This is a genomic window from Pseudoalteromonas denitrificans DSM 6059 (genome assembly GCF_900112265.1).
In the GTDB taxonomy this organism is placed as follows: Bacteria; Pseudomonadota; Gammaproteobacteria; order Enterobacterales; family Alteromonadaceae; genus Pseudoalteromonas; species Pseudoalteromonas denitrificans.
On the sequence record NZ_FOLO01000020.1, the window covers coordinates 53,502 to 75,361 of the forward strand.

20 protein-coding genes are annotated in these 21,860 nt (G+C 34.7%); 6 read left to right on the forward strand and 14 right to left on the reverse strand.

The window, feature by feature from the left end:
* The first annotated feature begins 1 nt into the window (after position 1).
* A complete protein-coding gene (locus BM088_RS13570) occupies positions 2-1,267 on the forward strand; it encodes an HlyC/CorC family transporter (RefSeq protein ID WP_091984827.1) in 1,266 nt (421 codons plus the stop codon).
* A 65-nt stretch (positions 1,268-1,332) separates the two neighbouring features.
* Here the strand turns inward: BM088_RS13570 and BM088_RS13575 are convergent, their stop codons facing one another.
* Together BM088_RS13575 and gshA are read right to left on the reverse strand one after the other, a co-directional pair.
* A complete protein-coding gene (locus BM088_RS13575; RefSeq protein WP_091984830.1) occupies positions 1,333-1,956 on the reverse strand; it encodes a transglycosylase SLT domain-containing protein in 624 nt (207 codons plus the stop codon).
* A gap of 109 nt (positions 1,957-2,065) precedes the next feature.
* Positions 2,066-3,637, reverse strand: coding sequence for a glutamate--cysteine ligase (gene gshA / locus BM088_RS13580; RefSeq protein WP_091984919.1), 1,572 nt, complete (start codon positions 3,635-3,637; stop codon positions 2,066-2,068).
* Between the two features lie 293 nt (positions 3,638-3,930).
* Between gshA and BM088_RS13585 the strand changes: the two genes are divergently transcribed.
* On the forward strand, positions 3,931-4,368 hold the full coding sequence (locus tag BM088_RS13585) for a DUF4124 domain-containing protein (protein WP_091984833.1): 438 nt from the start codon (positions 3,931-3,933) through the stop codon (positions 4,366-4,368).
* A gap of 1 nt (position 4,369) precedes the next feature.
* On the opposite strand, the gene clpB is transcribed toward BM088_RS13585, so the two are convergent.
* The 3 genes from clpB to rluD form a co-directional block, all read right to left on the reverse strand.
* Positions 4,370-6,946 carry an ATP-dependent chaperone ClpB gene (clpB, locus tag BM088_RS13590; protein WP_091984836.1) on the reverse strand — a complete coding sequence of 859 codons (2,577 nt, stop codon included), beginning with the start codon at positions 6,944-6,946 and terminating at the stop codon, positions 4,370-4,372.
* 152 nt (positions 6,947-7,098) lie between these two features.
* Positions 7,099-7,833: a peptidoglycan editing factor PgeF gene (gene pgeF, locus BM088_RS13595; protein WP_091984839.1), complete on the reverse strand. Its 735-nt coding sequence runs from the start codon at positions 7,831-7,833 to the stop codon at positions 7,099-7,101.
* An 18-nt stretch (positions 7,834-7,851) separates the two neighbouring features.
* Positions 7,852-8,829 carry a 23S rRNA pseudouridine(1911/1915/1917) synthase RluD gene (gene rluD, locus BM088_RS13600; protein ID WP_091984842.1) on the reverse strand — a complete coding sequence of 326 codons (978 nt, stop codon included), beginning with the start codon at positions 8,827-8,829 and terminating at the stop codon, positions 7,852-7,854.
* A gap of 135 nt (positions 8,830-8,964) precedes the next feature.
* Here rluD and BM088_RS13605 point away from each other — a divergent pair, with 135 nt between their 5' ends.
* Positions 8,965-9,714: an outer membrane protein assembly factor BamD gene (locus tag BM088_RS13605; protein ID WP_091984845.1), complete on the forward strand. Its 750-nt coding sequence runs from the start codon at positions 8,965-8,967 to the stop codon at positions 9,712-9,714.
* Between the two features lie 63 nt (positions 9,715-9,777).
* Entirely contained in the window at positions 9,778-10,221 is a 444-nt protein-coding gene (locus BM088_RS13610) for a GNAT family N-acetyltransferase (RefSeq protein WP_091984848.1), read from the forward strand.
* Between the two features lie 82 nt (positions 10,222-10,303).
* On the opposite strand, the gene BM088_RS13615 is transcribed toward BM088_RS13610, so the two are convergent.
* The gene (locus BM088_RS13615) at positions 10,304-11,455 is read right to left on the reverse strand and encodes a Na/Pi symporter (protein ID WP_091984851.1); all 1,152 of its coding nucleotides are present in this window, start codon (positions 11,453-11,455) and stop codon (positions 10,304-10,306) included.
* 593 nt (positions 11,456-12,048) lie between these two features.
* On the opposite strand from BM088_RS13615, the gene BM088_RS13620 reads away from it, so the two are divergent.
* Positions 12,049-12,834, forward strand: a complete 786-nt coding sequence (locus tag BM088_RS13620) for a ribonuclease H family protein (RefSeq protein WP_091984854.1) — start codon at positions 12,049-12,051, stop codon at positions 12,832-12,834.
* Positions 12,835-12,922: 88 nt separating this feature from the next.
* Here BM088_RS13620 and BM088_RS13625 read toward each other — a convergent pair whose 3' ends face one another.
* From BM088_RS13625 to pspA, 8 genes are all read right to left on the reverse strand, one after another.
* Positions 12,923-14,995: a M13 family metallopeptidase gene (locus BM088_RS13625; protein WP_091984857.1), complete on the reverse strand. Its 2,073-nt coding sequence runs from the start codon at positions 14,993-14,995 to the stop codon at positions 12,923-12,925.
* A 242-nt stretch (positions 14,996-15,237) separates the two neighbouring features.
* Positions 15,238-15,579: a 4a-hydroxytetrahydrobiopterin dehydratase gene (locus BM088_RS13630; protein WP_091984860.1), complete on the reverse strand. Its 342-nt coding sequence runs from the start codon at positions 15,577-15,579 to the stop codon at positions 15,238-15,240.
* 10 nt (positions 15,580-15,589) lie between these two features.
* Entirely contained in the window at positions 15,590-16,387 is a 798-nt protein-coding gene (gene phhA, locus BM088_RS13635) for a phenylalanine 4-monooxygenase (protein ID WP_091984863.1), read from the reverse strand.
* A gap of 271 nt (positions 16,388-16,658) precedes the next feature.
* Positions 16,659-17,708, reverse strand: coding sequence for a TIGR01620 family protein (locus BM088_RS13640; protein ID WP_091984866.1), 1,050 nt, complete (start codon positions 17,706-17,708; stop codon positions 16,659-16,661).
* Positions 17,705-19,117, reverse strand: coding sequence for a YcjX family GTP-binding protein (locus tag BM088_RS13645; RefSeq protein ID WP_425439314.1), 1,413 nt, complete (start codon positions 19,115-19,117; stop codon positions 17,705-17,707). The genes BM088_RS13640 and BM088_RS13645 overlap by 4 nt, the downstream gene beginning before the upstream one ends.
* A 73-nt stretch (positions 19,118-19,190) precedes the next feature.
* Positions 19,191-19,598, reverse strand: coding sequence for an envelope stress response membrane protein PspC (gene pspC / locus BM088_RS13650; RefSeq protein ID WP_091984871.1), 408 nt, complete (start codon positions 19,596-19,598; stop codon positions 19,191-19,193).
* Positions 19,595-19,822: an envelope stress response membrane protein PspB gene (gene pspB, locus BM088_RS13655; protein WP_091984874.1), complete on the reverse strand. Its 228-nt coding sequence runs from the start codon at positions 19,820-19,822 to the stop codon at positions 19,595-19,597. Before pspB ends, pspC begins: the two co-directional genes overlap by 4 nt.
* Positions 19,823-19,910: 88 nt before the next feature.
* Complete coding sequence (gene pspA / locus BM088_RS13660; RefSeq protein ID WP_091984877.1) at positions 19,911-20,582, reverse strand: phage shock protein PspA; 672 nt, start codon at positions 20,580-20,582, stop codon at positions 19,911-19,913.
* Positions 20,583-20,785: 203 nt separating this feature from the next.
* On the opposite strand from pspA, the gene pspF reads away from it, so the two are divergent.
* Positions 20,786-21,853 (forward strand): phage shock protein operon transcriptional activator, encoded by a 1,068-nt coding sequence (gene pspF, locus BM088_RS13665; protein ID WP_091984879.1) that lies wholly within the window; start codon positions 20,786-20,788, stop codon positions 21,851-21,853.
* The last annotated feature ends 7 nt before the right edge of the window (positions 21,854-21,860 follow it).

Sequence of the window (21,860 nt, forward strand, 5' to 3'; positions counted from 1 at the left end):
GTTGGACGCCATATCGACCAGTACTTTGTTCATTACACTGGCAATTTTAGTACTAATTTCAGGTTATTTTTCTGGTTCTGAAACTGGATTAATGTCACTTAATCGTTATAGATTACGCCACTTAGAAAAGCAAAGCCATAAAGGGGCTAAACGCGTTAGTAAGCTTTTAGAACGCCCTGATCGCCTCATTGGATTAATTTTAATAGGGAACAACCTTGTTAACATAGCCGCATCTGCAGTCGCCACAATCATAGGCATGCGATTATTTGGTGATGTTGGTATTGCTATTGCAACTTTTGTTTTGACTTTTGTGATCCTAATTTTTTCTGAAGTCACACCTAAAACACTCGCAGCTTTACACCCTGAAAAAGTTGCATTTCCAAGCTCAGTTATTTTGAATATTTTATTAAAAATATTATTTCCTGTTGTTATTGCTGTCAATTGGATCACAAATGGATTACTTAAATTATTTGGCATTAGTGCCGATAAAATTGAGCAACATAGTCTGAGTAAAGAAGAGTTAAAAACCGTTGTAAATGAGTCCGGCGCTTTATTACCTGAACGGCATCAAAATATGCTGGTTTCTATTTTAGATTTAGAACAGGTAAAAGTTGAAGATATCATGATCCCAAGAAATGAAATTGCGGGAATAGATATAAATGATGATTTCAAGATTATTTTAAAACTACTGTCACATGCACAACATACCCGAGTTTTATTATATAGAGATCAGATAGATGACGTAGTTGGTTTCATACACTCAAGAGACGCATTAAGGTTATTAACTAAAGAACAGTTCACCAAAGCTTCACTCCTACGTGCGGTAAGAGAGATTTATTATGTTCCTGAAGGTACATCATTAAATACTCAGTTATTCAAATTTCAACAAAGTAAAGAACGCATAGGATTAGTTGTTGATGAGTACGGTGATATTCAAGGCTTAGTTACCTTAGATGATATTTTGGAAGAAGTCGTTGGTGATTTCACGACTACCATGACACGAACTCCAAGTGAAGAAATACACCCACAAAAAGATGGCACTTATATCGTAGATGGCAGCGCTAATATCAGAGATTTAAATAAAGAAATGGATTGGAGTTTTCCAATTGATGGCCCAAAAACATTAAGTGGCTTAATTGTAGAGTATTTAGAAGAGATCCCTGAAGCAAATGTTAGCATTCGTTTATCTGGTTACCCAATTGAAATAATTGAAGTAAAAGAAAATACGGTAAAACGCGCCAGGATTTTACCAGAGCTTAAAGGTTAATTTACGATTAAAAAAGGCTGAGTAGTATATTCAGCCTTATTTTAATATGACCAGTCCTAAATAAGTTAACCAAAGAAAAATCGACTAAACCAGCCTCTGTCTAACTCATCTTCACATCGCTTAAGTTGTGCGCCATATTTACTTGCACGGTGTTTTACTTTATTAGATACAGCCATGAGCCATTTTTTCTTTTTATAACTACCCCTACGGTAGCCACCCCAGCCTTCATGATAATTAAGGTATTGCGCATAAGCATTCCATTTAGATACGCCATTAATACGATGTGTTTGATATACAAACCAACCCATAAAGTCTATCGCATCATCAAAGTCATCACGATCCGCACCGGTATTGCCCGTTTTTTTAATATAATCGTCCCATGTCATCGTTTTAGCTTGAGAAAAGCCATAAGCTGAACTTGCTCTTCCCGTAGGGATAAAACCTAAGAAATATTCCATTGGAGGTTGTGCATCATGCTTAAAAGAGCTCTCTTGATACATCATGCTCATAAGAACGTGTTTAGGTGCTCCCCATTTTTCTTGAGAATCTTTTGAAGCAAAATACCAATCTCGCTTTTCGGTAAAGATATCACAAATATTATTTGGATTGTCTGGGGGCGCAGAAGCACATCCAGTCAAAATAACAGAAGTTGAGAGTAATAAAGTAGGTAAAATTAATTTATTTTTCATTTTATTTAATTTATTTTGAACTTATTTAAAAGCCCTATGTCTGACCTTATGAACATTGTTTCATCCCTGAAAGTTATTTAACGCAGCCATTTTTGTCGCTGCGTTTTTTTTATTTAAAATATGCCGTTAAAAACTCATCAAATGTAACTTCATCACTATTCTCAATTTCTTTTTGCTTTACAAAAGAGTGAGCACTCTCATTATTTAAATCAGATTCAGATAATTCGAGATATTGATGTTCTTGCGTTTTCACTTGATATTGTTTAGCTAACTCTAACGCAAAACAACCATTATCTAAACCTGAATTTTTAAGTGCTGACATATATTGACCAGACAAAGTTTTATCTGAGTCTTCAATACATAAATTTAATTCTGAAATTGCGGTTTTATAATGTGTAGTACCATGAGCTGTATCTAGCCAGTTTGCAATTAAAGCTAATTGTTCAAATGTTTCTTCTCCCCATTTTCTTAATGGTATTGAAGCACCTTTCTTAATTAGTTCCAAACTTGGATCTCGTCCAAAATTAACCACTTGCTCTAAATTTTTCTGGCTAATTTTTTGTTCTTCATTATCCATTTCAGGAGAATCATTTAACAAACAATACAATAAAAACACATCTAAGAAATAAACTTGTTGTAAACTTATTCCAGTATCACTAAATGGATTAACATCTAATGCACGTACTTCAACATATTCAATACCATCCCTAGTCAGTGCGTCAATAGGTGTCTCACCTGCTAAAGCATTTCGTTTTGGCCTAATGGGTGAGTAAAATTCATTTTCAATTTGTAATATATTGCTATTTAACTGTTTTAAAGAGCCATCACTATGAGTTTCTATTGTACGATATAAATCAGAGTCAGTTGAAATAGCCCGTTTTAAACCGATAATATATTCTTCAAGACTATTGTAAGTAACTTTTAATGCAGATTGTGCGCTATTTGTATAACCTAAATCACCTAAACGTAATGCTGTACCAAATGGCAGGTATAAACTCCCTTTACCCAACTTTTCAAAGGGTAATCGGCTTTCTTTGCCTTCTAAAAAAGAGCTACACAGTGCAGGCGATGCGCCAAATAAGTAGCTGATCAACCAAAGATCTCGTTTAAAGTTACGTATCAGACCTAAATAACCATTTGAAATAAAGCTTTGTGAGTCTGTTTTATCACCTTTAATGACTTGAAGTCTATTCCAGAATGATTTGGGAAATGAAATATTAAAATGCACACCTGCGATTGCCTGCATCATACTTCCATATCGATTTTTAAGCCCTTCTCTATATAAGGTCTTCATTTGACCTACATTAGAGCTGCCATATTGAGCTAAAGCGATTTCATTTTGATTTTTAATAAAACACGGCATGCTCATTGGCCATAAGACTTCATTATCAAGTCTAGCCTGCGTATATTTCTGAATATCTCTTAATTGATTTAAAGTACGTTCAGCACTGTCTGTTGCAGGTGTAATAAATTCAAGCAAAGATTCAGCAAAATCTGTTGTAATATATTTATGCGTTAATGCACTACCTATCTTCTTAGGATGAGGTAATGAGGATAACCGGCCTTGATTATTGATCCTTAAAGTTTCACGCTCGATACCACGCTTAATACCAATAATACTTGTGCTATTTTCTGCAAGAGAAAGCTCTGCCAATGTTGATTTTAATAGTTCTTTTGTCAAAAATAAATCCTCAAACCTGAATGGTTTTGTGCTGCATCTTGTTTTTATGGGGGCTAGAAATAAATACACAAGACTATTACCTTAATATATTACTCACCCATGACGGAATACAAGATTTTTATATTTCTTAGTTTATCAAGCAGGCTAATAGAAGCGACCATTTCATATAAAATCATGCTTTTTAAATTGTATCAAAAAGTGACAATAGATAATTTAAATACGCTTACTGTTGCCAAAAGGGCAATTAATTCTAATAATATAGAGTATAAGGATTTTAATTTGAGAATGGTAAAATGTATAAAGCTATTATTGTGTGCTTTTTACTCACTTGTGGTTATTCAACGAATGTTTTTAGTCAAACAATCACTATTTATAAATGGACAGACGCAAAAGGGATAGAGCATTTTTCATATATAATGCCTAAAGATGCACAATACACGACTTTTGAGATGAAAAAACCACCCCCTAGAAAAATTAAAGAAACAGAAGAAGCTGTAGCACCAGAAAGTTTATCAGAGCAACTTGCAGAACAAGCAAAACTAAATTGTGAAAAAGCACAAGATAATTTAAAAGTACTCGCTGATTACAGCCAAGTTAAATTTGTTGATAAATCAGGAAAAGAGCAAATTCTAACAGCAAAAGATAAAGCTGAGTATACAAAATTGGCCGAAAAACGTGTTGCGCTTTTTTGTAACAAACAAAAAAGCTCAAATAAAACAACTCTCTTTTAAATTAAGTCTCAGTTATTACAAACTCATTATTAATAACATCAATTTTAAAAGTAATTCCCGATACCGTTTTCCCGGCCAATAATATTTGCGCTAATGGGTTTTCAATTGAAGATTGAATTGCACGCTTTAATGGTCTTGCACCAAAAATAGGATCAAAACCCGACTCAGCTAATTTTGACATGGCTTCATCAGTTAAAATTAGCTGATAACCTAAATCAGATAAACGTTCACGTAAATTCTGTAATTGGATGTACGCTATTTGTTTTATATGTTCATTAATTAGAGGATGAAATACAACGGTTTCATCGATTCTGTTAATAAACTCAGGTCTAAACTGACTTGCTAAAACATCCATTAACATCAACTTCAGTTGCTGATAATCACCTGTATCTGTTTGCTCTTGAATAAGTTCAGATCCTAAATTAGAAGTCATAATAATCACCGTATTCTTAAAATCAACAGTACGGCCTTGACCATCAGTTAAGCGACCATCATCAAGTACTTGTAATAAAATATTAAAAACATCAGGATGGGCTTTTTCCACCTCATCAAATAAGATCACTGAATAAGGTTTCCTTCTGACTGCTTCCGTTAAATATCCCCCCTCTTCATAGCCAACATAACCAGGCGGCGCACCCACTAAACGTGCAACAGCATGTTTTTCCATGAATTCAGACATATCAATGCGAACCATGGCAGTCTCAGTATCAAACATAAAATTTGCTAAGGTTTTAGTTAACTCCGTTTTACCTACACCTGACGGCCCCAAAAATAAAAAAGATCCAATAGGGCGATTTGGATCTGCTAAACCAGCTCTTGAACGTCTAATAGCATTTGAAACCGCATTTACAGCTTCATCTTGTCCAATCACACGGTTATGAAGCTGATCTTCCATGCTAAGTAACTTTTCACGTTCCCCTTGTAGCATTTTATTAATGGGTATGCCTGTCCAGCGCGATAAAATTTCAGCAATTTCACTTTCACCCACTTTATTTTTTAATAAACTCATATCTTGCATTTCAGCTTGAGATGCTAAGTCGAGTTTATTTTCAAGTTCTGGAATTCTGCCATATTGTAATTCTGACATGCGTTGCAAATCACTGGCTCGTCTTGCAACATCTAAGTCTAATCTCGCTTGTTCTAATTCAGCTTTTATTACTTGTGTACCCTGTAATGACGCTTTTTCTGCAATCCATACTTCATCTAATTCATTGTATTGTTTATCTAAGGCTAAGATTTGATGTTTAATATCTTGCTGACGTTTAATACTCGCCTCATCTTGTTCTTTATCAAGGGCATTATCTTCAAGTTTGAGTTGAATAATTTTACGCTCTAATTTGTCTAACTCTTCAGGTTTAGAATCAATTTGCAACCTAATGGAAGAGCCTGCTTCATCAATTAAATCAATTGCTTTATCTGGTAATTGTCTATCAGATATATAACGATGTGAAAGCGTTGCAGCCGCAACGATAGCAGGATCGCTAATATCAACTGAGTGATGTAGTTCATAGCGCTCTTTTAAACCACGTAGGATTGCAATTGTATCTTCTACTGTAGGCTCTTGTACTAATACCTTTTGGAAACGGCGTTCAAGGGCGGCATCTTTTTCAATATATTTTCGATACTCATCGAGTGTTGTTGCACCCACACAATGTAACTCTCCACGTGCAAGCGCTGGTTTTAACATATTACCCGCATCCATGGCACCGTCACTTTTACCAGCCCCTACCATAGTATGAATTTCATCAATAAATAAAATTATTCGACCTTCTTCTTTTGATAATTCATTTAAAACTGATTTTAATCTTTCTTCAAATTCACCTCTGTATTTAGCGCCAGCAACCAATGCGCCTAAATCAAGAGAAAGTACACGTTTGTCTTTTAAACCTTCAGGTACCTCACCATTTATAATTCGTTGTGCTAAGCCCTCTGCGATTGCTGTTTTACCAACACCGGGCTCACCAATTAATACAGGGTTATTTTTTGTTCTTCTTTGCAATACTTGTAAGGTTCTACGAATTTCGTCATCACGACCAATCACTGGGTCTAACTTGCCCTGCTCAGCTCTTTCGGTTAAATCAACAGTGAATTTTTCAAGTGCTTGACGGTTGTCTTCAGCATTTGCATCATCTACTTTTTGACCGCCTCGAATCGCTTGTATTCCTGTCTCTACTTTACTGGCATTAATCTGTAATGATTTAAAAACCTCACCTAAAGGGCCTTTATCTTCACATGCTGCTAATACAAATATTTCACTTGATATAAATTTATCTTTACGTTTTTGAGCGTATTTATCACTTAAATTCAGTAAATTAATCATATTTGCAGATAACTGAACATCGCCACCCACACCTTCAACTTTAAATAGCTTTTCTATTGCCTTTGAAAGTTTTGTATTCATTTCATTGGGATTTACACCTGTTTGAACAAGCAATGCTCGAATACTTGAACCAGTTTGTTGCAATAAGGCATACATTAAGTGCACAGGTTCTAAAAATTGATGATCTCGCCCTAACGCTAATGACTGGGCATCGGATAATGCGGCTTGAAATTTACTGGTAAGTCGGTCTAAACGCATTGCTTGCCTCTAATATCTATATTGCGATAACTATCTATATTTATGGGTATTAAGGTGGAAATGTTCAAGGAGAAAAAGCAATTTAATGATTTTAATCACTAAATCTTCGAATGCCATTTATCTATACTAATCAACAGATTTAAATAATTATTTTATTGTGTAATCCAAATGATACTTGCCATGCGACCCGTTAAATTTTCTCTTCTATATGAGTAAAATAAATCTGATTGGCTAAATGTGCATAATTGCTGGTTTGCAATACAAGTTATACCAAATTTATTAAGTATCAGTTGGGCTAATAAAAATATATTTGCGAGATATTTCCCCCTCTTGGTTGCTTTAAACGCCTGCAGATAAGGAATATTCATTTGAGAAAATGCTGCTACAACATCCTCCCCGACCTCAAAATGATCAGGGCCAATTGCAGGTCCAAAACACGCTGTAATATTTGACATTTCACCTGAAAAACACGCAAGTGTACTTTCAATAATTCCAGCTGAAAGTCCTCGCCAACCAGCATGAATTGCGCCTACCTGAGTGCCATCTATATCCGTTAGAAAAATAGGTAAGCAATCAGCCGTCATAATTGCAAGAGGTATATTTTTCTCTTTGGTATATAGTGCATCAGCTGCTTCAATCAGGTTTAAATCTGAATCAGCTGTTATTTCAATGACTTTATTACTATGAATTTGCGCTAGCCAAATGGCTTTAGCTGGAAGTTGATTATGTAACAAGGCGCGATTAGCAATAACATGTTTTGAGTCATCGTTAACATGAAAGGCGAGATTAAATTGATCAAATGGCGACTTAGAAACGCCGCCATTTCTTGTTGTGGTCAAAAAGCTAATATTTTCAGGAACTGACCAATCTAATGAAAAAAAAGACATAAGTTCAGTTCCTATATATTAAAAATCTTTTTGTGGATTTAGTTTTGTATCTTCACGTAAAGCAAGGGTAAGTTTTACCATATCATCAGGAATAGGTGCATCCCAAGACATGATTTCACCTGTTATAGGATGCTCTAGTGTCAACATTACGGCATGTAAAGCCTGGCGTTTAAAAGTTTTTAATACATCTGATAACTCTGTTGTCGCTTTTTTAGGTGGGCGCGGACGACCACTATAAACCAAATCACCAATTAAAGAATGACCTAAATGTGCCATATGAACCCGAATTTGATGTGTACGCCCTGTCTCAAGACGTAACCTCAAGCGCGTATGCGCACGATATTTTTCAGCGACTCTAAAATGTGTTACTGCAGGTTTTCCGTCTAATACTACAGCCATATGGGTACGTTTAGTAGGATGACGCGAAATAGGCTCATCAACCATGCCACCACCTGTCATAGTACCAATACAAATCGCTTCATATTCTCGAGTGAAATTTACTCTTGCTTGTAAATTAGCGACTAAATAAGTCTGAGCAGGTATTGTTTTAGCAACAACCATCAGTCCAGATGTATCTTTATCTAAGCGATGTACTATGCCTGCACGAGGCACATTTTTTATCTCAGGGTAACGATACAATAATGCATTTAATAAAGTACCATCCGGATTACCTGCACCTGGGTGAACAACTAAACCTACAGGTTTGTTCACTACTAAAATATCATCATCTTCATAAACAATATTTAAAGGGATATTTTGCGCTTCATATTCTCTTTGCTCTTCAATTTGCGCTTCAATTTTAACTTGTTCACCTCCCATGAGTTTTTCTCTTGGAATGTTTAAAGTTTCACCATTTATTTGCACCATATCATCTAATATCCACGTTTTTATACGAGATCGTGAATAATCAGGGAACAATTGCGCTAAAATTTGGTCTAGACGTTTGCCACCAAGTTCAAAAGGAACTTCAGCGGATAAAGATATTTGCTCTGCCATTTGTTAGTTTTACCTAAATTTACCAGTGCAAGCTGTCGCTGACTGGGGTAGAATCGCTTAATTGGTATAGTTTACTCGTTTTTAACGAATTGGCCTAGCCTATGCCTGCGTTATTAAGAATAAGGTAAAAAATAAATGATAAATACAATGGGAAAACGTGCTTTTAGTATTGCTTTGATACTTTCGACACTGAGTGCTTGTTCATCTAAACCAGAAGAAAAAGAAATTGAACGCGTACCTAACAAATCAGCACAGGCACTCTACTTAGATGCTAAAAAAACTTTAGACTCGGGTTTATATGTACGTGCAATTGAACTTTTAAGTGCAATTGATTCACGCTATCCATTTGGTCCAATGTCAAAACAAGTGCAAATGGATTTAGTTTTTGCTTACTACCAGTCAAATGATGTTGAACAATCTTTAGCAAACATAGACCGCTTTTTACGCCTTAATCCAAATCATAAAGATTTGGATTATATGTACTACATGCGCGGTTTAGTGAATATAAAAGCAGACGAAAATGCATTCCAAGAATATTTTGGTGTTGATAGAGCAGACAGAGACCCTAAAAAAACCAGAGAAGCTTTTAAAGACTTGAGTACTTTGGTAAAACGTTTCCCTTTAAGTAATTACACTCCTGAGGCGAAAAAACGTTTAGGTTGGCTATTAAATAAAATGGCGCGCTATGAACTTAAAGTTGCAGATTACTACTTTGAGCGTGAGGCTTTTTTAGCCGCAGCAAACAGAGGAAAATATGTTATTGAACACTTTTCACAAAGTAGCTATACCAATGAAGCCCTTGAAATGATGGTAAAAAGTTATGACAAGCTCGGCCTAACGGATTTAAGTGAAAATGCAAAAGCCACACTTGCATTAAACAAATAATTTTAATTTACTGAAAAAGGGAGCATATGCTCCCTTTTTTTATACCAAAAATATGGAACAAATATGATAATCAGAAAAGGTCAAAATAACGACTTAAATTCTTTAGTTAAATTTAACCAAGCTATGGCTCAAGAAACTGAAAGCCTAACCCTAAACGAAGAAACACTTACATTAGGTGTAAAAACGTTATTAAATAATCCTGAGAAAGGTTTTTATTTAGTTGCTCAAATTAATGAAGAAGTGGTTGGCTCTCTTATGGTTACCTTTGAGTGGAGTGATTGGCAAGCAAAAGATTATTTTTGGATACAGAGCGTTTATATTAGGCCTGAAAATAGACGCCAAGGTATTTATGGTAAACTCTACCAGGCTGTAAAAGATATCGCTATAAAACAAGGTGGTGCTGCTAGTTTTAGATTATACGTAGAACAAGAAAACACCCAAGCACAAAAAACATATCAAGCACTCGGCATGGATCAAAGCTACTATTTAATGTATGAACAAAAATAACCATAAATAGTTATTTACTTTAAAACTAAAAAACCACGGCTAATAAATAACAGTGGTTTTTCATCAATCAAGTCACGCGATATTAACGAGCAGCTAACATCATAATCCCTGGCAGAATAAAAAAGCCACCTATAACATATAACAAGGCTATAAACTTATTTTCGCTGCCTATTCTTGCTAATTTATCAGCTGCAATTATAGGTAAATCACGTAAAAATGGTAAACCAAAAATAACAACAACTGCAAATACATTAAATAAAAAGTGCACCAAAGCGATAGTGAGCGCCACCTCACTTGCAGCACCTGATATTGCAGTCGCTGCTAATAGTGCTGTAATTGTAGTGCCAATATTTGCACCTAAAGTAAATGGATAAATTTGTTTTGTTGTAAAAACACCACTACCAGCTAATGGGATCATCAAACTTGTTGTTGTTGAAGATGATTGTACCATTACAGTAACAACTGTGCCTGATGTTATACCAGCGATAGGACCCCGTCCAATCGCATTATGTAAAATATCTTTTGCACGACCCACCATCACCTTACGTAATACCTTACCTAATGAAGTAACCGATACCAAAATAATCAAAATACCAATAACAACCATGGCAAGTCCCATATTTGAACCTGGTATAAAACTTAAAATATCCTTTAAAAAACCTACTGCTGGTTTTGTTAAAGGTTTAATAAAATTAAGGCTCTTTATTGATAAATCTGTATCACCAACAAATAAATGCGCACAATATTGCGCAATAGTTTGTAAAAAACCAAATACTATCTCTAGCGGTAAAAATATTGCTACTGCAATTAAATTAAAAAAATCATGAACTGTTGCGGCACTAAAGGCACGCTTAAACTCAGCTTTATCGCGCACATGACCTATGCTCACAATTGTATTAGTGATTGTAGTACCAATATTAGCACCCATCACCATAGGTATTGCAATACCGATAGGTAAGCCCCCAGCAACTAAGCCAACTATAACTGAAGTAACTGTTGAAGAAGATTGCACTAATGCTGTTGCTAATGCGCCTAGTAATAGTGCAACAAATGGGTTTGTTGCAAATTCAAAAATCTCTTTAGCACCCGCTGTACCACCTGAAAATAACTTAAAGCCACTACTTACTGTACTTACTGCAACAAGTACCAAATAAACAAAAAATGCGACAGCAGCCCAATTAAAGATTTTTTTTCTTATTGATATCTCTACTGTTGATTCAGTTTTATTACTCATATTACTATCCTGATTAACACATCATTTATGACGGTTAGGTTAAATTTTTATGACTCGCGCATTTAAGCAAAGGTTTATGACAGAAATATTACAAGAGCCCCATAATAGTCACTTTTTAAATTTTATTATCTCAGTCCAAGTCACTTTTTATACAATTGATAAAACTTAATCAAAAAATAAAATTATTGCAGGTACTTCAAACCCAAATGAGTAGCACTCTCGCTTATATAACGTAGTTTTAGTAAAACGAATGTTTTAAGCTTGCCGCATTGAAAAGTGTATTGATGGAAATGCAACTGAACTTACACCAAAAATCAACCTACATTGCCGTTATGAGCATATTATTAACTGCATGTGCTGCAAATTCATTTTAGATAATACAGGCTGTTCAAACTCAAAAAGAACGAGCTAAAAATTGTAAAGCAGGCACAATTAAACAAATGATAAATTGCACTCAAATAAAAGAACAACAAGTAGCTCAAATAACTAAAAGTATAGAGAAAGCAAAAAAAACAATAAATTCCACTTTGTGAACTTTCATTTTTAAGACAGAATATAACCGAGTTAAAGCAAAACATTAAGGCACTACTTTCGTGGCAAAAAAATTTTATGTTGTATGGCAAGGCCGACAAACGGGTATTTTCACCGATTGGATAACTTGTAAAAAACAGATAGAGAAATTTTCTGGAGCAAAATACAAGTCATTCCCCACATTAGATGAAGCACAAGCTGCATTTTCCGGAAACTCGGCAAGTAAAAGCCCTAGCGGCACTGCTCCTTCAAGTGTGAAAAAACGCACATCTGCAAATGGGGTAAAAACTTATACAGCCAAAGAAATAAGTTTAATGGATATTAATACCAAAATTTATACCGATGGTGGGTGTGAACCTAACCCTGGAAAGGCAGGTTCAGGTATTGCGGTATATCGCGCTGAAAAAATAGATGAACTTTGGTATGGCTTATATGATTCATATGGCACTAATAATACAGCCGAGCTCAATGCGCTTCATTACGCTATGCGTATTGCTGATCATGAAACAAATAAAGACCAAAGTGTCGCTATTTTTTGTGATTCTAAATATTCAATTCAATGTATTACCCAGTGGGCTGTTAATTGGCAAAAGAAAGGCTGGAAAAAACCATCTGGTGAAATCAAAAATTTAGAACTGATAAAAAAAATGTTTGCACTTTACCAAGTCATTAAAAATAAAGTTCAGATACTGCATGTTAATGGTCATGTTGGTGTTGAAGGTAATGAGCTGGCCGATCGTATGTCGATTGTAGCAATACAATCAAAAGAAGCTGGTTTTAAACTTTATAATGAAGATAAAAACGCACCTATAGATATCAAAGCTTTATTATCTTTACGTGCTGGATAAGCATCACTGATACTATTTAGCTAAGCTGGAATAAAAAAGAGAGCTTAATGCTCTCTTCTATTCATTTTTATTTACTAGCTGCTTAGGCTTACCAAATTTTCACACGTTTTTCAGGTGCGATATACATAGCATCACCTTTTTTAATATCAAACGCTTTGTAAAATTCATTCATATTTGATAGTGAACCTAAAGCACGGAACTCACCAGGTGAATGCGGGTCAGTTGCTACACGGTTACGCATAGATGCTTCAACTATTTTTGAACGCCAAATTTGGGCGTAACCCATAAAGAACCTTTGATCCCCAGTTAAACCATCAATTACAGGCGCGTCTTGACCATTTAATGATGCTTTATACGCTTTATACGCAATTGTTACACCTGATAAATCACCAATATTTTCTCCTAGAGTTAATTCTCCATTAACGGTTAAGTCTTCAAATACATGATACTGGCTATATTGATCAACTAAAGACTTTGTACGTTTAGAAAACTCTGCTAAATCTTGCTCAGACCACCAATTACGAAGATTACCTGATGCGTCATATTTACTACCTTGATCATCAAAACCATGACCCATTTCATGTCCTATAACCGCACCAATACCTCCATAGTTTACGGCATCATCAGCAGCCATATTAAAGAATGGTGGTTGTAAAATAGCAGCAGGAAAAACAATTTCATTTACTGTAGGGTTATAATAAGCATTAACTGTTTGAGGTGTCATGCCCCATTCCCACTTACGAATTGGACCACCAAGTTTTTCTAGTTCCTTTTTATGACTCACCTTTGCTGAGCGCATAATATTGCCAACTAAATCATCTGCTTTAATTTCAAGTGCAGAATAATCTTCCCACTTATCCGGGTAACCAATTTTTGGGGTAAACGCAGCTAATTTTACATGAGCTGATTTTTTAGTATTTTCAGACATCCAATCTAAATCAGTAATGCTTTGACCATAAGATGAACGTAAATTTTCAACTAGTGCACTCATTCGATTCTTAGCTTCTGCGGTAAAATGGCGACCAACATATACTTTACCAATGACTTCACCTAAATTACCATTAACAACACCTACACCACGTTTCCAAAGTGGGCGCTGCTCTTTACGGCCATTTAGCTGCTTAGAGAAAAAGTCAAAGTTTTCATTATCTAAATCGGCAGTTAAATATCCCGCTGAAGCACTTAATGCATGAAAAGTTAAATACGTTTGCCAATCTTTAAGGCTTGTCTGTGCAAATATCTCGCCAAAGCCTTTGATGAAATCAGGTTGATTTATAATGATATCTTTTTGCGCCGATACACCCTGAGCTTTTAAGTAAAGGTCCCAATTGAATGCATCAGTAATTGTATTTAAATTGGCTGTTTCAAATTTATTATAACGTTTTTCGCTATCACGGGTTTGAACTCGGGTCCAATGAAAGCCGGCCAACTTAGTTTCTAGTGCCATAATCGCTTTTGCCGCTGCTTTACCTTCTTTAAGGCCTGCTAAATCAAACATTTTTTCAATATGAGCGACATATCCAGCACGTAATTTAACAAAACGCTCGGTTTCATTAAAATAATAATCTTTATCTGGTAAAGCTAAACCATTTTGCCAAATATGTGTTGCATAACGGCTAGAATCTTTTGCATCTACGCTAATATAAAAAGCTAATGGGTTATTAATGCCAATAGTTTGTGTTTCACCAAAAAAGGTAGCTAAAGCATTTTTATCTTTAAGATTTGATATATCATTTAAAATAGGTTGGATCGGTTTAATTCCAGCTGCATTCCTCGATTCACTATCCATATAAGACCTGAATAAATCAGCCACTTTTTGCTCATCAGTACCAAATTTAAGATTTTGTGTTGCAGCCAGCTCTTCAATAATCGCTTTTACATCTTCATCTGCTTTATCTCTTAAATCGTAAAAAGATCCTATTGCAGTTTTATCACCCGGAATTTTTGTATTCTTTAACCAGCCACCATTAATATGTTGATAGAAGTTATCTTGAGCACGAACACTTGTATCCATATTCGCTTTTTCAATACCAGACGCTAAGGCTGTTTTTTGAATACTTGTAGCTGCAGGTTTTGTTACTTGCGTTTTATCGGTTGTTTCACTGCAACCAGCAATTAATAATACAGATGTGCACAGGGCACTTGTTATTATAGTTTTCATTGTAATTTCCAAATTAAGACATATTTGATGATTAAGTTTTTAACAATTAATCATAATAAGCCGCTCGTAAAATTACTATAGAAGAACACATTTGTTTACATTAATGATAACGATAGCTGTAAGAAAATTATGACAAAGTGTAAAATAATGGGGAAAATTAAAGCTCATTAGCTGAGCTTTAAATTATTTTTTTGAACTCACTAAAGATGTGCATTCAACAACATAAGTGAGTAAGGAGGGCCTTAGCTTTCTAACAAGTCATCTGTTTTAGCTGCACAAATAAAATCATTTTTGTGTAGCCCATTAATAGCATGAGTCCAGTAAGTTACTGTCACTTTACCCCATTCAGTCAAAATACCAGGGTGATGAAACTCTGCTTCGGCTAATTCAGCAACCTTATTAGTAAATGCTAATGCAAGTTTAAAGTTTTTAAATTTAAATTCACGTTCTAATTGCATTACACCATCTTTTACAACTGGAACCCAATCAGGGATCATTTTTATTAATGTTGCTAGTTCTTCATCTGAAACTTGAGGTGCGTCAGCACGACACGCTTCACATTTTTGTGCACTTAAATCAGACATTTTATATCCTTTAACTTGCTAGTTTTACTTTTGGTTCAAATAACGGCTTATGAAGGCCTAATGCTTTTGCTTTTTCAACTAATGACATTAAATCCATATTTGAGATATCAAATAAGTCATCAATCGAATTAATTGTATGGTAAATTGGTTGCATAATATCAATACGATAGGGTGTTCTCAGTACGTTTATGACATCAAGTGGTACTATTTTTGGCTCACCAGAATAAACATATTGTGTTTCACCTGGGCTAGATAATACACCACCACCATAAATTCGAATTTTATCATTTACCATCATCAAACCGAATTCAATGGTAAACCAATATAAACGCGCTAAATATACACGGTCTTTTTTATCGGCTTGCAAACCTATCTGACCATATTTATGGGTGAAATCTGCGAACGATTTATTTGTTAACATGCCACAATGGCCAAATATTTCATGAAAAATATCAGGTTCTTTTAAGTAATCAAACTCTTCTCTGCTTCGAATAAAGGTTGCTACTGGAAACTTTTTATCAGCCAATAAAGCAAAAAACTTATCGAAACTTATCAATGCAGGAACTTCCTCACATTGCCAACCAGTTGTTGCACGTAATACTTTACTAACATCTTCTAACTGCGGGATTTTATCTATTGGTAAATTTAATAACGCAAGCCCTGACATAAATTCATCACAGGCTTTGCCTTCAATGCATTTAAGTTGACGTGTGATTAATTCAGACCAAATTAAATTTTCTTCATCGCTCCAATTAATAAATCCATTTTCATCTGATTGTTTGGAAACATATTGACTTACTTTAGACATGTTTAGCCTTTTTAATAATTCTTTTTGGTAGGGTGCTCAAATTAAAAGCCCTCCAACTTGTTAAGAACATATTATTTAAAAGCTAAGAAATAATTAACCCTTTGCAGCAAATTCGACAACCAACAAAGCGTCGAATTCGTACACATTTAATTACACCAATGCAAACATATAATGACAAAGCAGGATTTAAACGCCTTAACAGCAGCTCAATTGTAAATAAAAAATTACGAACATATGCTAAATGAATGGGGTGTCGAATATGAACCCGTAATTACGATTGTGTTTTTTTAACAATATTACTTAATAATAGTTTCATGGAGCGAGATAAAAATTTTTGTTTATTTTTTAGTTCGGGAATAGGACGACTTAACTCCATTGCTTTATATCCTATTCGCGCAGTTAAAATACCTACACTTATTCCTTGACCAGCACGAGCTGAAATTTTCCCAGCTAACTCTGCACTTACCACTGTCGTAGCTAAATCAGAAACTAGCTCAGTCGTACCTGCAAATAACATTTGTTTCAATAATAATCGGTATAACTTTAACCTACTGACATACCCAAGTGGAATACCATACACTTTTGCAATATTTTCAATTAGCTTTGAACCTCGCCATAATACGGCTGCCATATCAACTAAAGCAATTGGACTCAATGCCACCATTAAGCCCGACTCTAATGCATATTTATTAATTAATTTTTGTGCTTGTTCGTCTTGTTTCACTAATAAAGTATTGCAATAAAGTGTCATAACTTCTTTATCAGTATGATGTACTTGAAGTGTTTTTTTAAATTCACTAAAACCATTCATCTTTTGATATTTATTTAATTTTTCAAGCCAACTGATTGCTTCACCTAGTTGTTGAGAATGTAGTAAACGGTGCGCTTCTGTTCGTTGAAGTTGATTAGATTTTAATTTTCTAAGTTGCCTATATTCTTTTATAAAAATACCCGATGTAATGGCAAATGCACTGGCAATAAGGCTGCTATATAAAATGCCTAATATAATTGAGCTATTAAAACTATTATAAACCGTTAAACCCAGCTCAACCGTGATCACAGTTGCAAAGCTCAAAACAAAAATTTTTTTTATGACTGAACTCGTTTTTTTTACATAAAGACTGTCTAACTCAATATAAGATTCTGTTTCTTGCTCTATTGGATCATTTACAAGTAATGTTTCGTCAAGAGATATTTCAGATGTATTTATCTGCTCTCCCACCTGTAATATTTCTTGTGTTTCAAGCTCCTTTGCAGCATCTTCATCGCTTAATGATTCTATTACTCGGCCTTGTTGATATTCTGATTTTGAATCACTCACCTAAGTTTATCTCCTAATAAAAATTCAAAAACATGGTCTAAACGTATATGCCTTAATTTATTATCATTACTTAACAGTGGATAAAATTCAGGAAAAGAAAACCCTTCGTTTGGCCATTCGTATTCATTGAGTTGACGCATAGGCGGCTGTGCAGGCAGATATGTCATCCAATTACCTGAATTTATCTCTTTGCCATAAATGCATTTAATTATTTTATTTTTTTTATCTTTAACCTCTACTGCTTTTGTAGCACAAACAGAAGACATTGCCATTGTTTCAATTTTAACCCCATCAAACTTAAGTTCATTTTGAGATTGCTGTACTAAGTTATTTAACAAAATGGCAAGATCTTTATGATGCTCTGAACTTAAATGATCAGATTTATTTGCAGCGAATAAAAGTTTATCAATTTTAGGCGAAAACAAACGTTTTATAAAACTCGACTGGCCATAATTAAAATGCTGCAATAATTGTTCTATCGCATTTTTTTGTTCGGCTAATACATTCGCGCCTTGGCTTAAAGCATTTAAAAGATCGACTAATATTATTTGACGATCAAATTTACAAAAGTAGTTTTGGTAAAAAGGCGTCACAACCTCTTTTATATATGCCTGATAACGTTTTTGTAAATGCGCTAAATTAGAACCTTCAATGACTTTATTTTTGTTACTAAAGTTAACAGGAAAAAACATTAATAAAGGTGCTCCAGCTAAATCACCGGGGATCAATACTCGACCAGGTTGTAAAATTGTCAATTTCATTTCTTGTTTAAATTGTTGCAATAGAATTTTATATTGCTCTGCAATCTCGGCCAATTTAGATTCATCTACAGGCGCATCTAAATCTAAAGACGCTATCGCGGTTAATAACTCCCTAGAACAAAATGATCTTGGTTTTTGATTTAATAATGCAAGTTGCTCTGAACTCCATTGCTCAAAACTAAGCGATAACATTGGTAAATCCATCAACCATTCACCAGGATAATCTACCAAATCAATAATAAGTGTCGAAACGTCAGTGATATGACTGCGTAATCCAGATTTAGGCTGATATTTTAATGCCAACCTCAAAGTATTGATCCTTTGTGTTGAATCTGGCCATTTAGGTGTTTTATCTGTTAGTGACGCTATTGCTTGTTTGTATGCAAAGGTAGGTAAAGCTAATATATCTTGGGGGATTGTTTTTGTTGCAATTAATCGTTCACTTTGCACCACGTCAAAAAAAGGCAAATTTTGTTTATTTGCCTGCTTAGTAAGTTGCTCCACAAGTGCCGTGATAAATGCTGTTTTGCCACTTCGGCTAAAACCTGTCACAGCTAAGGTTATATGTTGATCAAAACTTCGGTGAAGTAACTGATGCGCCTGATGTTTGTATTTTTTTGCTCGATTAGAGTCAAGTGTTGAATTAATTGAGTTGAGTAATTTATCTAACATATATAAAAACCAAGCTATATATTTAAGTTATAGCTTGGTATTCAATTCCTTAAAGTTTATTAATTTCATGACTTACCGTAAATTCAGCAGAAGTAACATATTTTTCCATATTTTGAATTCGACTATCAACTCTTGATAACTGCTCTTTTAAGTCTTGTAATGCGCGTCGTGGTGGCTCACCCGCTTGCCAAACTTTAAATTTAACTTCCACTGCTCGTTCTTCTTTTGTCTCTTTTTTATATACTTTATCTGGTGATGGATCTTTTTTATCTAAAATAAACCAACAAGCAATATATGCAACAACAAAAAGGGGACCACCTGTCAGTAATACTGCCGAAATAACGATAATACGAACTAACCACAGTTCCATGTTAAAATAGTCACTCAGACCCGCACATACGCCAGCAATTTTGCCTCTAGAGGGATCACGATAAAGCTCGCGCTTTAAATTACTCATACCTTACTCCTCCATTGTGGCGCCTCCGCATCTAAAATAGACTCAAGAGTTTGTACTCTTTCAGCCATTTTTTCAGCTTTATTAGATAACTCTATTAACTGGCGGTGTTCGTGTTCACTCAAACCCTGGCTCACCTGTTTTTTGCTCTTATAATGCAATATTAGCCATAATGGGGCTACAAATATCATAAATAGAATAAACGGTACCATTACTATTTCGTTCATATCACTCTCCTAGGTCCCTTATTATTAGTGCCAAAATTATATTTGTTACTATAGCTAATATGTTAAGGCACTATGTTGTTTGCTGATACTATTTTTTCTCTGATGTGTCTGACATTTGCTTTTTAAGTTCAGCAAGTTCATCATCTATTTTATCTTCTTGTTGTAGTTGTGCAATTTCATCAGCTAATGATTTTTTACCTAAATCATAAGCTTCAACTTGAGATTCTAAGCCATCTATTTTAGTTTCAAAACGCTCAAAACGTGTGAGTGCATCATCAACCTTAGAACTATCTAATGTACGTTTAACTTCTAAGCGAGATTCCGCTGAACGCTGACGTAATACAATCGCTTTTTGTCTTGCCTTTGCATCAGCTAGTTTTTCTTGTAATGTAGTAACCTCAATTTGTAGCTTAGTGATATGCTCTTCTACATGATTTAATTCTTTTTCAGCAGAAGCCGCTATTTCAGACGATTTTTTCTTTTCAACTAACGCAGCTCTAGCTAAATCATCCCTATCTTTAGAAAGTGCGAGTTCTGCTTTTGCTTGCCATTCATTTGATTGAACATTTAACTGTTCAACACGTCGTGCTAGCTCCTTTTTTTCTGCAATTGTTTTTGCTGATGTAGAACGCACTTCAACTAATGTATCTTCCATTTCTTGAATGATAAGGCGAACCATTTTTTCTGGATCTTCGGCCTTGTCCAAAATTGCGTTAATATTAGAATTAACGATGTCTGTAAAACGTGAAAAAATTCCCATACTATGTACCTCGATTTGATTATCGTATTAATCTAACTTAACATTTTCTATATTTCATACATCAAGATACTTGCCAACTTTACAAATACATTTAATCAATTGTTTTTAAAAGACTAATAATAATAACAAGAAAAAACTGTTGTTAATCTATAATTTAAAATACACTACTAAATAGTGTAAATGACTAACATTTAGGATTATAAATGAGCCGCTTTCGCCAGCAAGATAATTTACTTGGGCAATCAAATAGTTTTTTAGAAGTTTTAGAACATGTTTCGCAAGTTGCCCCTTTACATAAACCTGTCATGATTATTGGTGAACGCGGCACAGGCAAAGAACTTATCGCGGCTCGTTTGCATTATTTGTCTAAACGCTGGGATCAGAGTTACGTTAAACTTAATTGTGCAGCTTTGAGTGAAAATTTATTAGAAAGTGAGTTATTTGGCCATGAATCTGGTGCATTTACGGGTGCGAGTAAACGTCACGAAGGCCGATTCGAGCGTGCAGATAGCGGTAGTTTATTTTTAGATGAACTCGCAAATACTTCAGGTTTAGTACAAGAAAAAATATTGAGAGTAATCGAATATGGTGAGTTTGAGCGTGTTGGCGGAAAAAATACCGTAAAAGTAGATACCAGATTGATTTGTGCTACAAATGAAGATTTACCTTATCTTGCAGAAAAAGGTGAGTTTAGAAGTGATTTATTAGATAGGCTGGCATTTGATGTCATTACTTTACCTCCACTTCGTGAACGTAAAGATGATATTTTGCTCTTAGCTGAAAATTTTGCAATTAATATGGCGCGAGATCTTGAATGGGAGTTGTTCAGTGGTTTTACACGTGCTGCACAAGAAACACTATTAGATTATCCATGGCCAGGTAATATTCGAGAGTTGAAGAATACGGTTGAGAGAAGTGTTTATCGAAGTGCAAATGCACATATTCCTGTGCATAATATCATTCTAGATCCATTCAAAAGTCCTTATCGCCCAGTCAATCGTATAAAAACACAAGATCGTATCAATACGACTGAATCAATTGATACACAATTAACAAATACATCTGTACCTAATACCCAACCTCAGGCATTTTCAACTCAATTTCCGTGTGATTTAAAAACGCTGTCTAATGAATTTGAAATAGACTTAATTAACAATGCACTTAAAAACAGTCAATTTAACCAAAAGAAAACTGCAGAAATGTTAGGTTTAACGTATCATCAACTTAGGGGATACCTTAAAAAATATAATTTGTTAGAAAATGCACAATAAATATAAA

What these genes read in the sequence shown, in the direction of transcription:
- pspC (WP_091984871.1), bottom strand. Translation starts at nt 19,598, where the DNA reads ATGAGTAATTTAAAGCGCGAGCTTTATCGTGATCCCTCTAGAGGCAAA.
- BM088_RS13615 (WP_091984851.1), bottom strand. Translation starts at nt 11,455, where the DNA reads ATGAGTAATAAAACTGAATCAACAGTAGAGATATCAATAAGAAAAAAA.
- pspA (WP_091984877.1), bottom strand. Translation starts at nt 20,582, where the DNA reads ATGGGAATTTTTTCACGTTTTACAGACATCGTTAATTCTAATATTAAC.
- pspF (WP_091984879.1), top strand. Translation starts at nt 20,786, where the DNA reads ATGAGCCGCTTTCGCCAGCAAGATAATTTACTTGGGCAATCAAATAGT.
- pgeF (WP_091984839.1), bottom strand. Translation starts at nt 7,833, where the DNA reads ATGTCTTTTTTTTCATTAGATTGGTCAGTTCCTGAAAATATTAGCTTT.
- BM088_RS13625 (WP_091984857.1), bottom strand. Translation starts at nt 14,995, where the DNA reads ATGAAAACTATAATAACAAGTGCCCTGTGCACATCTGTATTATTAATT.
- BM088_RS13575 (WP_091984830.1), bottom strand. Translation starts at nt 1,956, where the DNA reads ATGAAAAATAAATTAATTTTACCTACTTTATTACTCTCAACTTCTGTT.
- BM088_RS13610 (WP_091984848.1), top strand. Translation starts at nt 9,778, where the DNA reads ATGATAATCAGAAAAGGTCAAAATAACGACTTAAATTCTTTAGTTAAA.
- BM088_RS13630 (WP_091984860.1), bottom strand. Translation starts at nt 15,579, where the DNA reads ATGTCTGATTTAAGTGCACAAAAATGTGAAGCGTGTCGTGCTGACGCA.
- pspB (WP_091984874.1), bottom strand. Translation starts at nt 19,822, where the DNA reads ATGAACGAAATAGTAATGGTACCGTTTATTCTATTTATGATATTTGTA.
- BM088_RS13585 (WP_091984833.1), top strand. Translation starts at nt 3,931, where the DNA reads ATGTATAAAGCTATTATTGTGTGCTTTTTACTCACTTGTGGTTATTCA.
- BM088_RS13605 (WP_091984845.1), top strand. Translation starts at nt 8,965, where the DNA reads ATGATAAATACAATGGGAAAACGTGCTTTTAGTATTGCTTTGATACTT.
- rluD (WP_091984842.1), bottom strand. Translation starts at nt 8,829, where the DNA reads ATGGCAGAGCAAATATCTTTATCCGCTGAAGTTCCTTTTGAACTTGGT.
- phhA (WP_091984863.1), bottom strand. Translation starts at nt 16,387, where the DNA reads ATGTCTAAAGTAAGTCAATATGTTTCCAAACAATCAGATGAAAATGGA.
- clpB (WP_091984836.1), bottom strand. Translation starts at nt 6,946, where the DNA reads ATGCGTTTAGACCGACTTACCAGTAAATTTCAAGCCGCATTATCCGAT.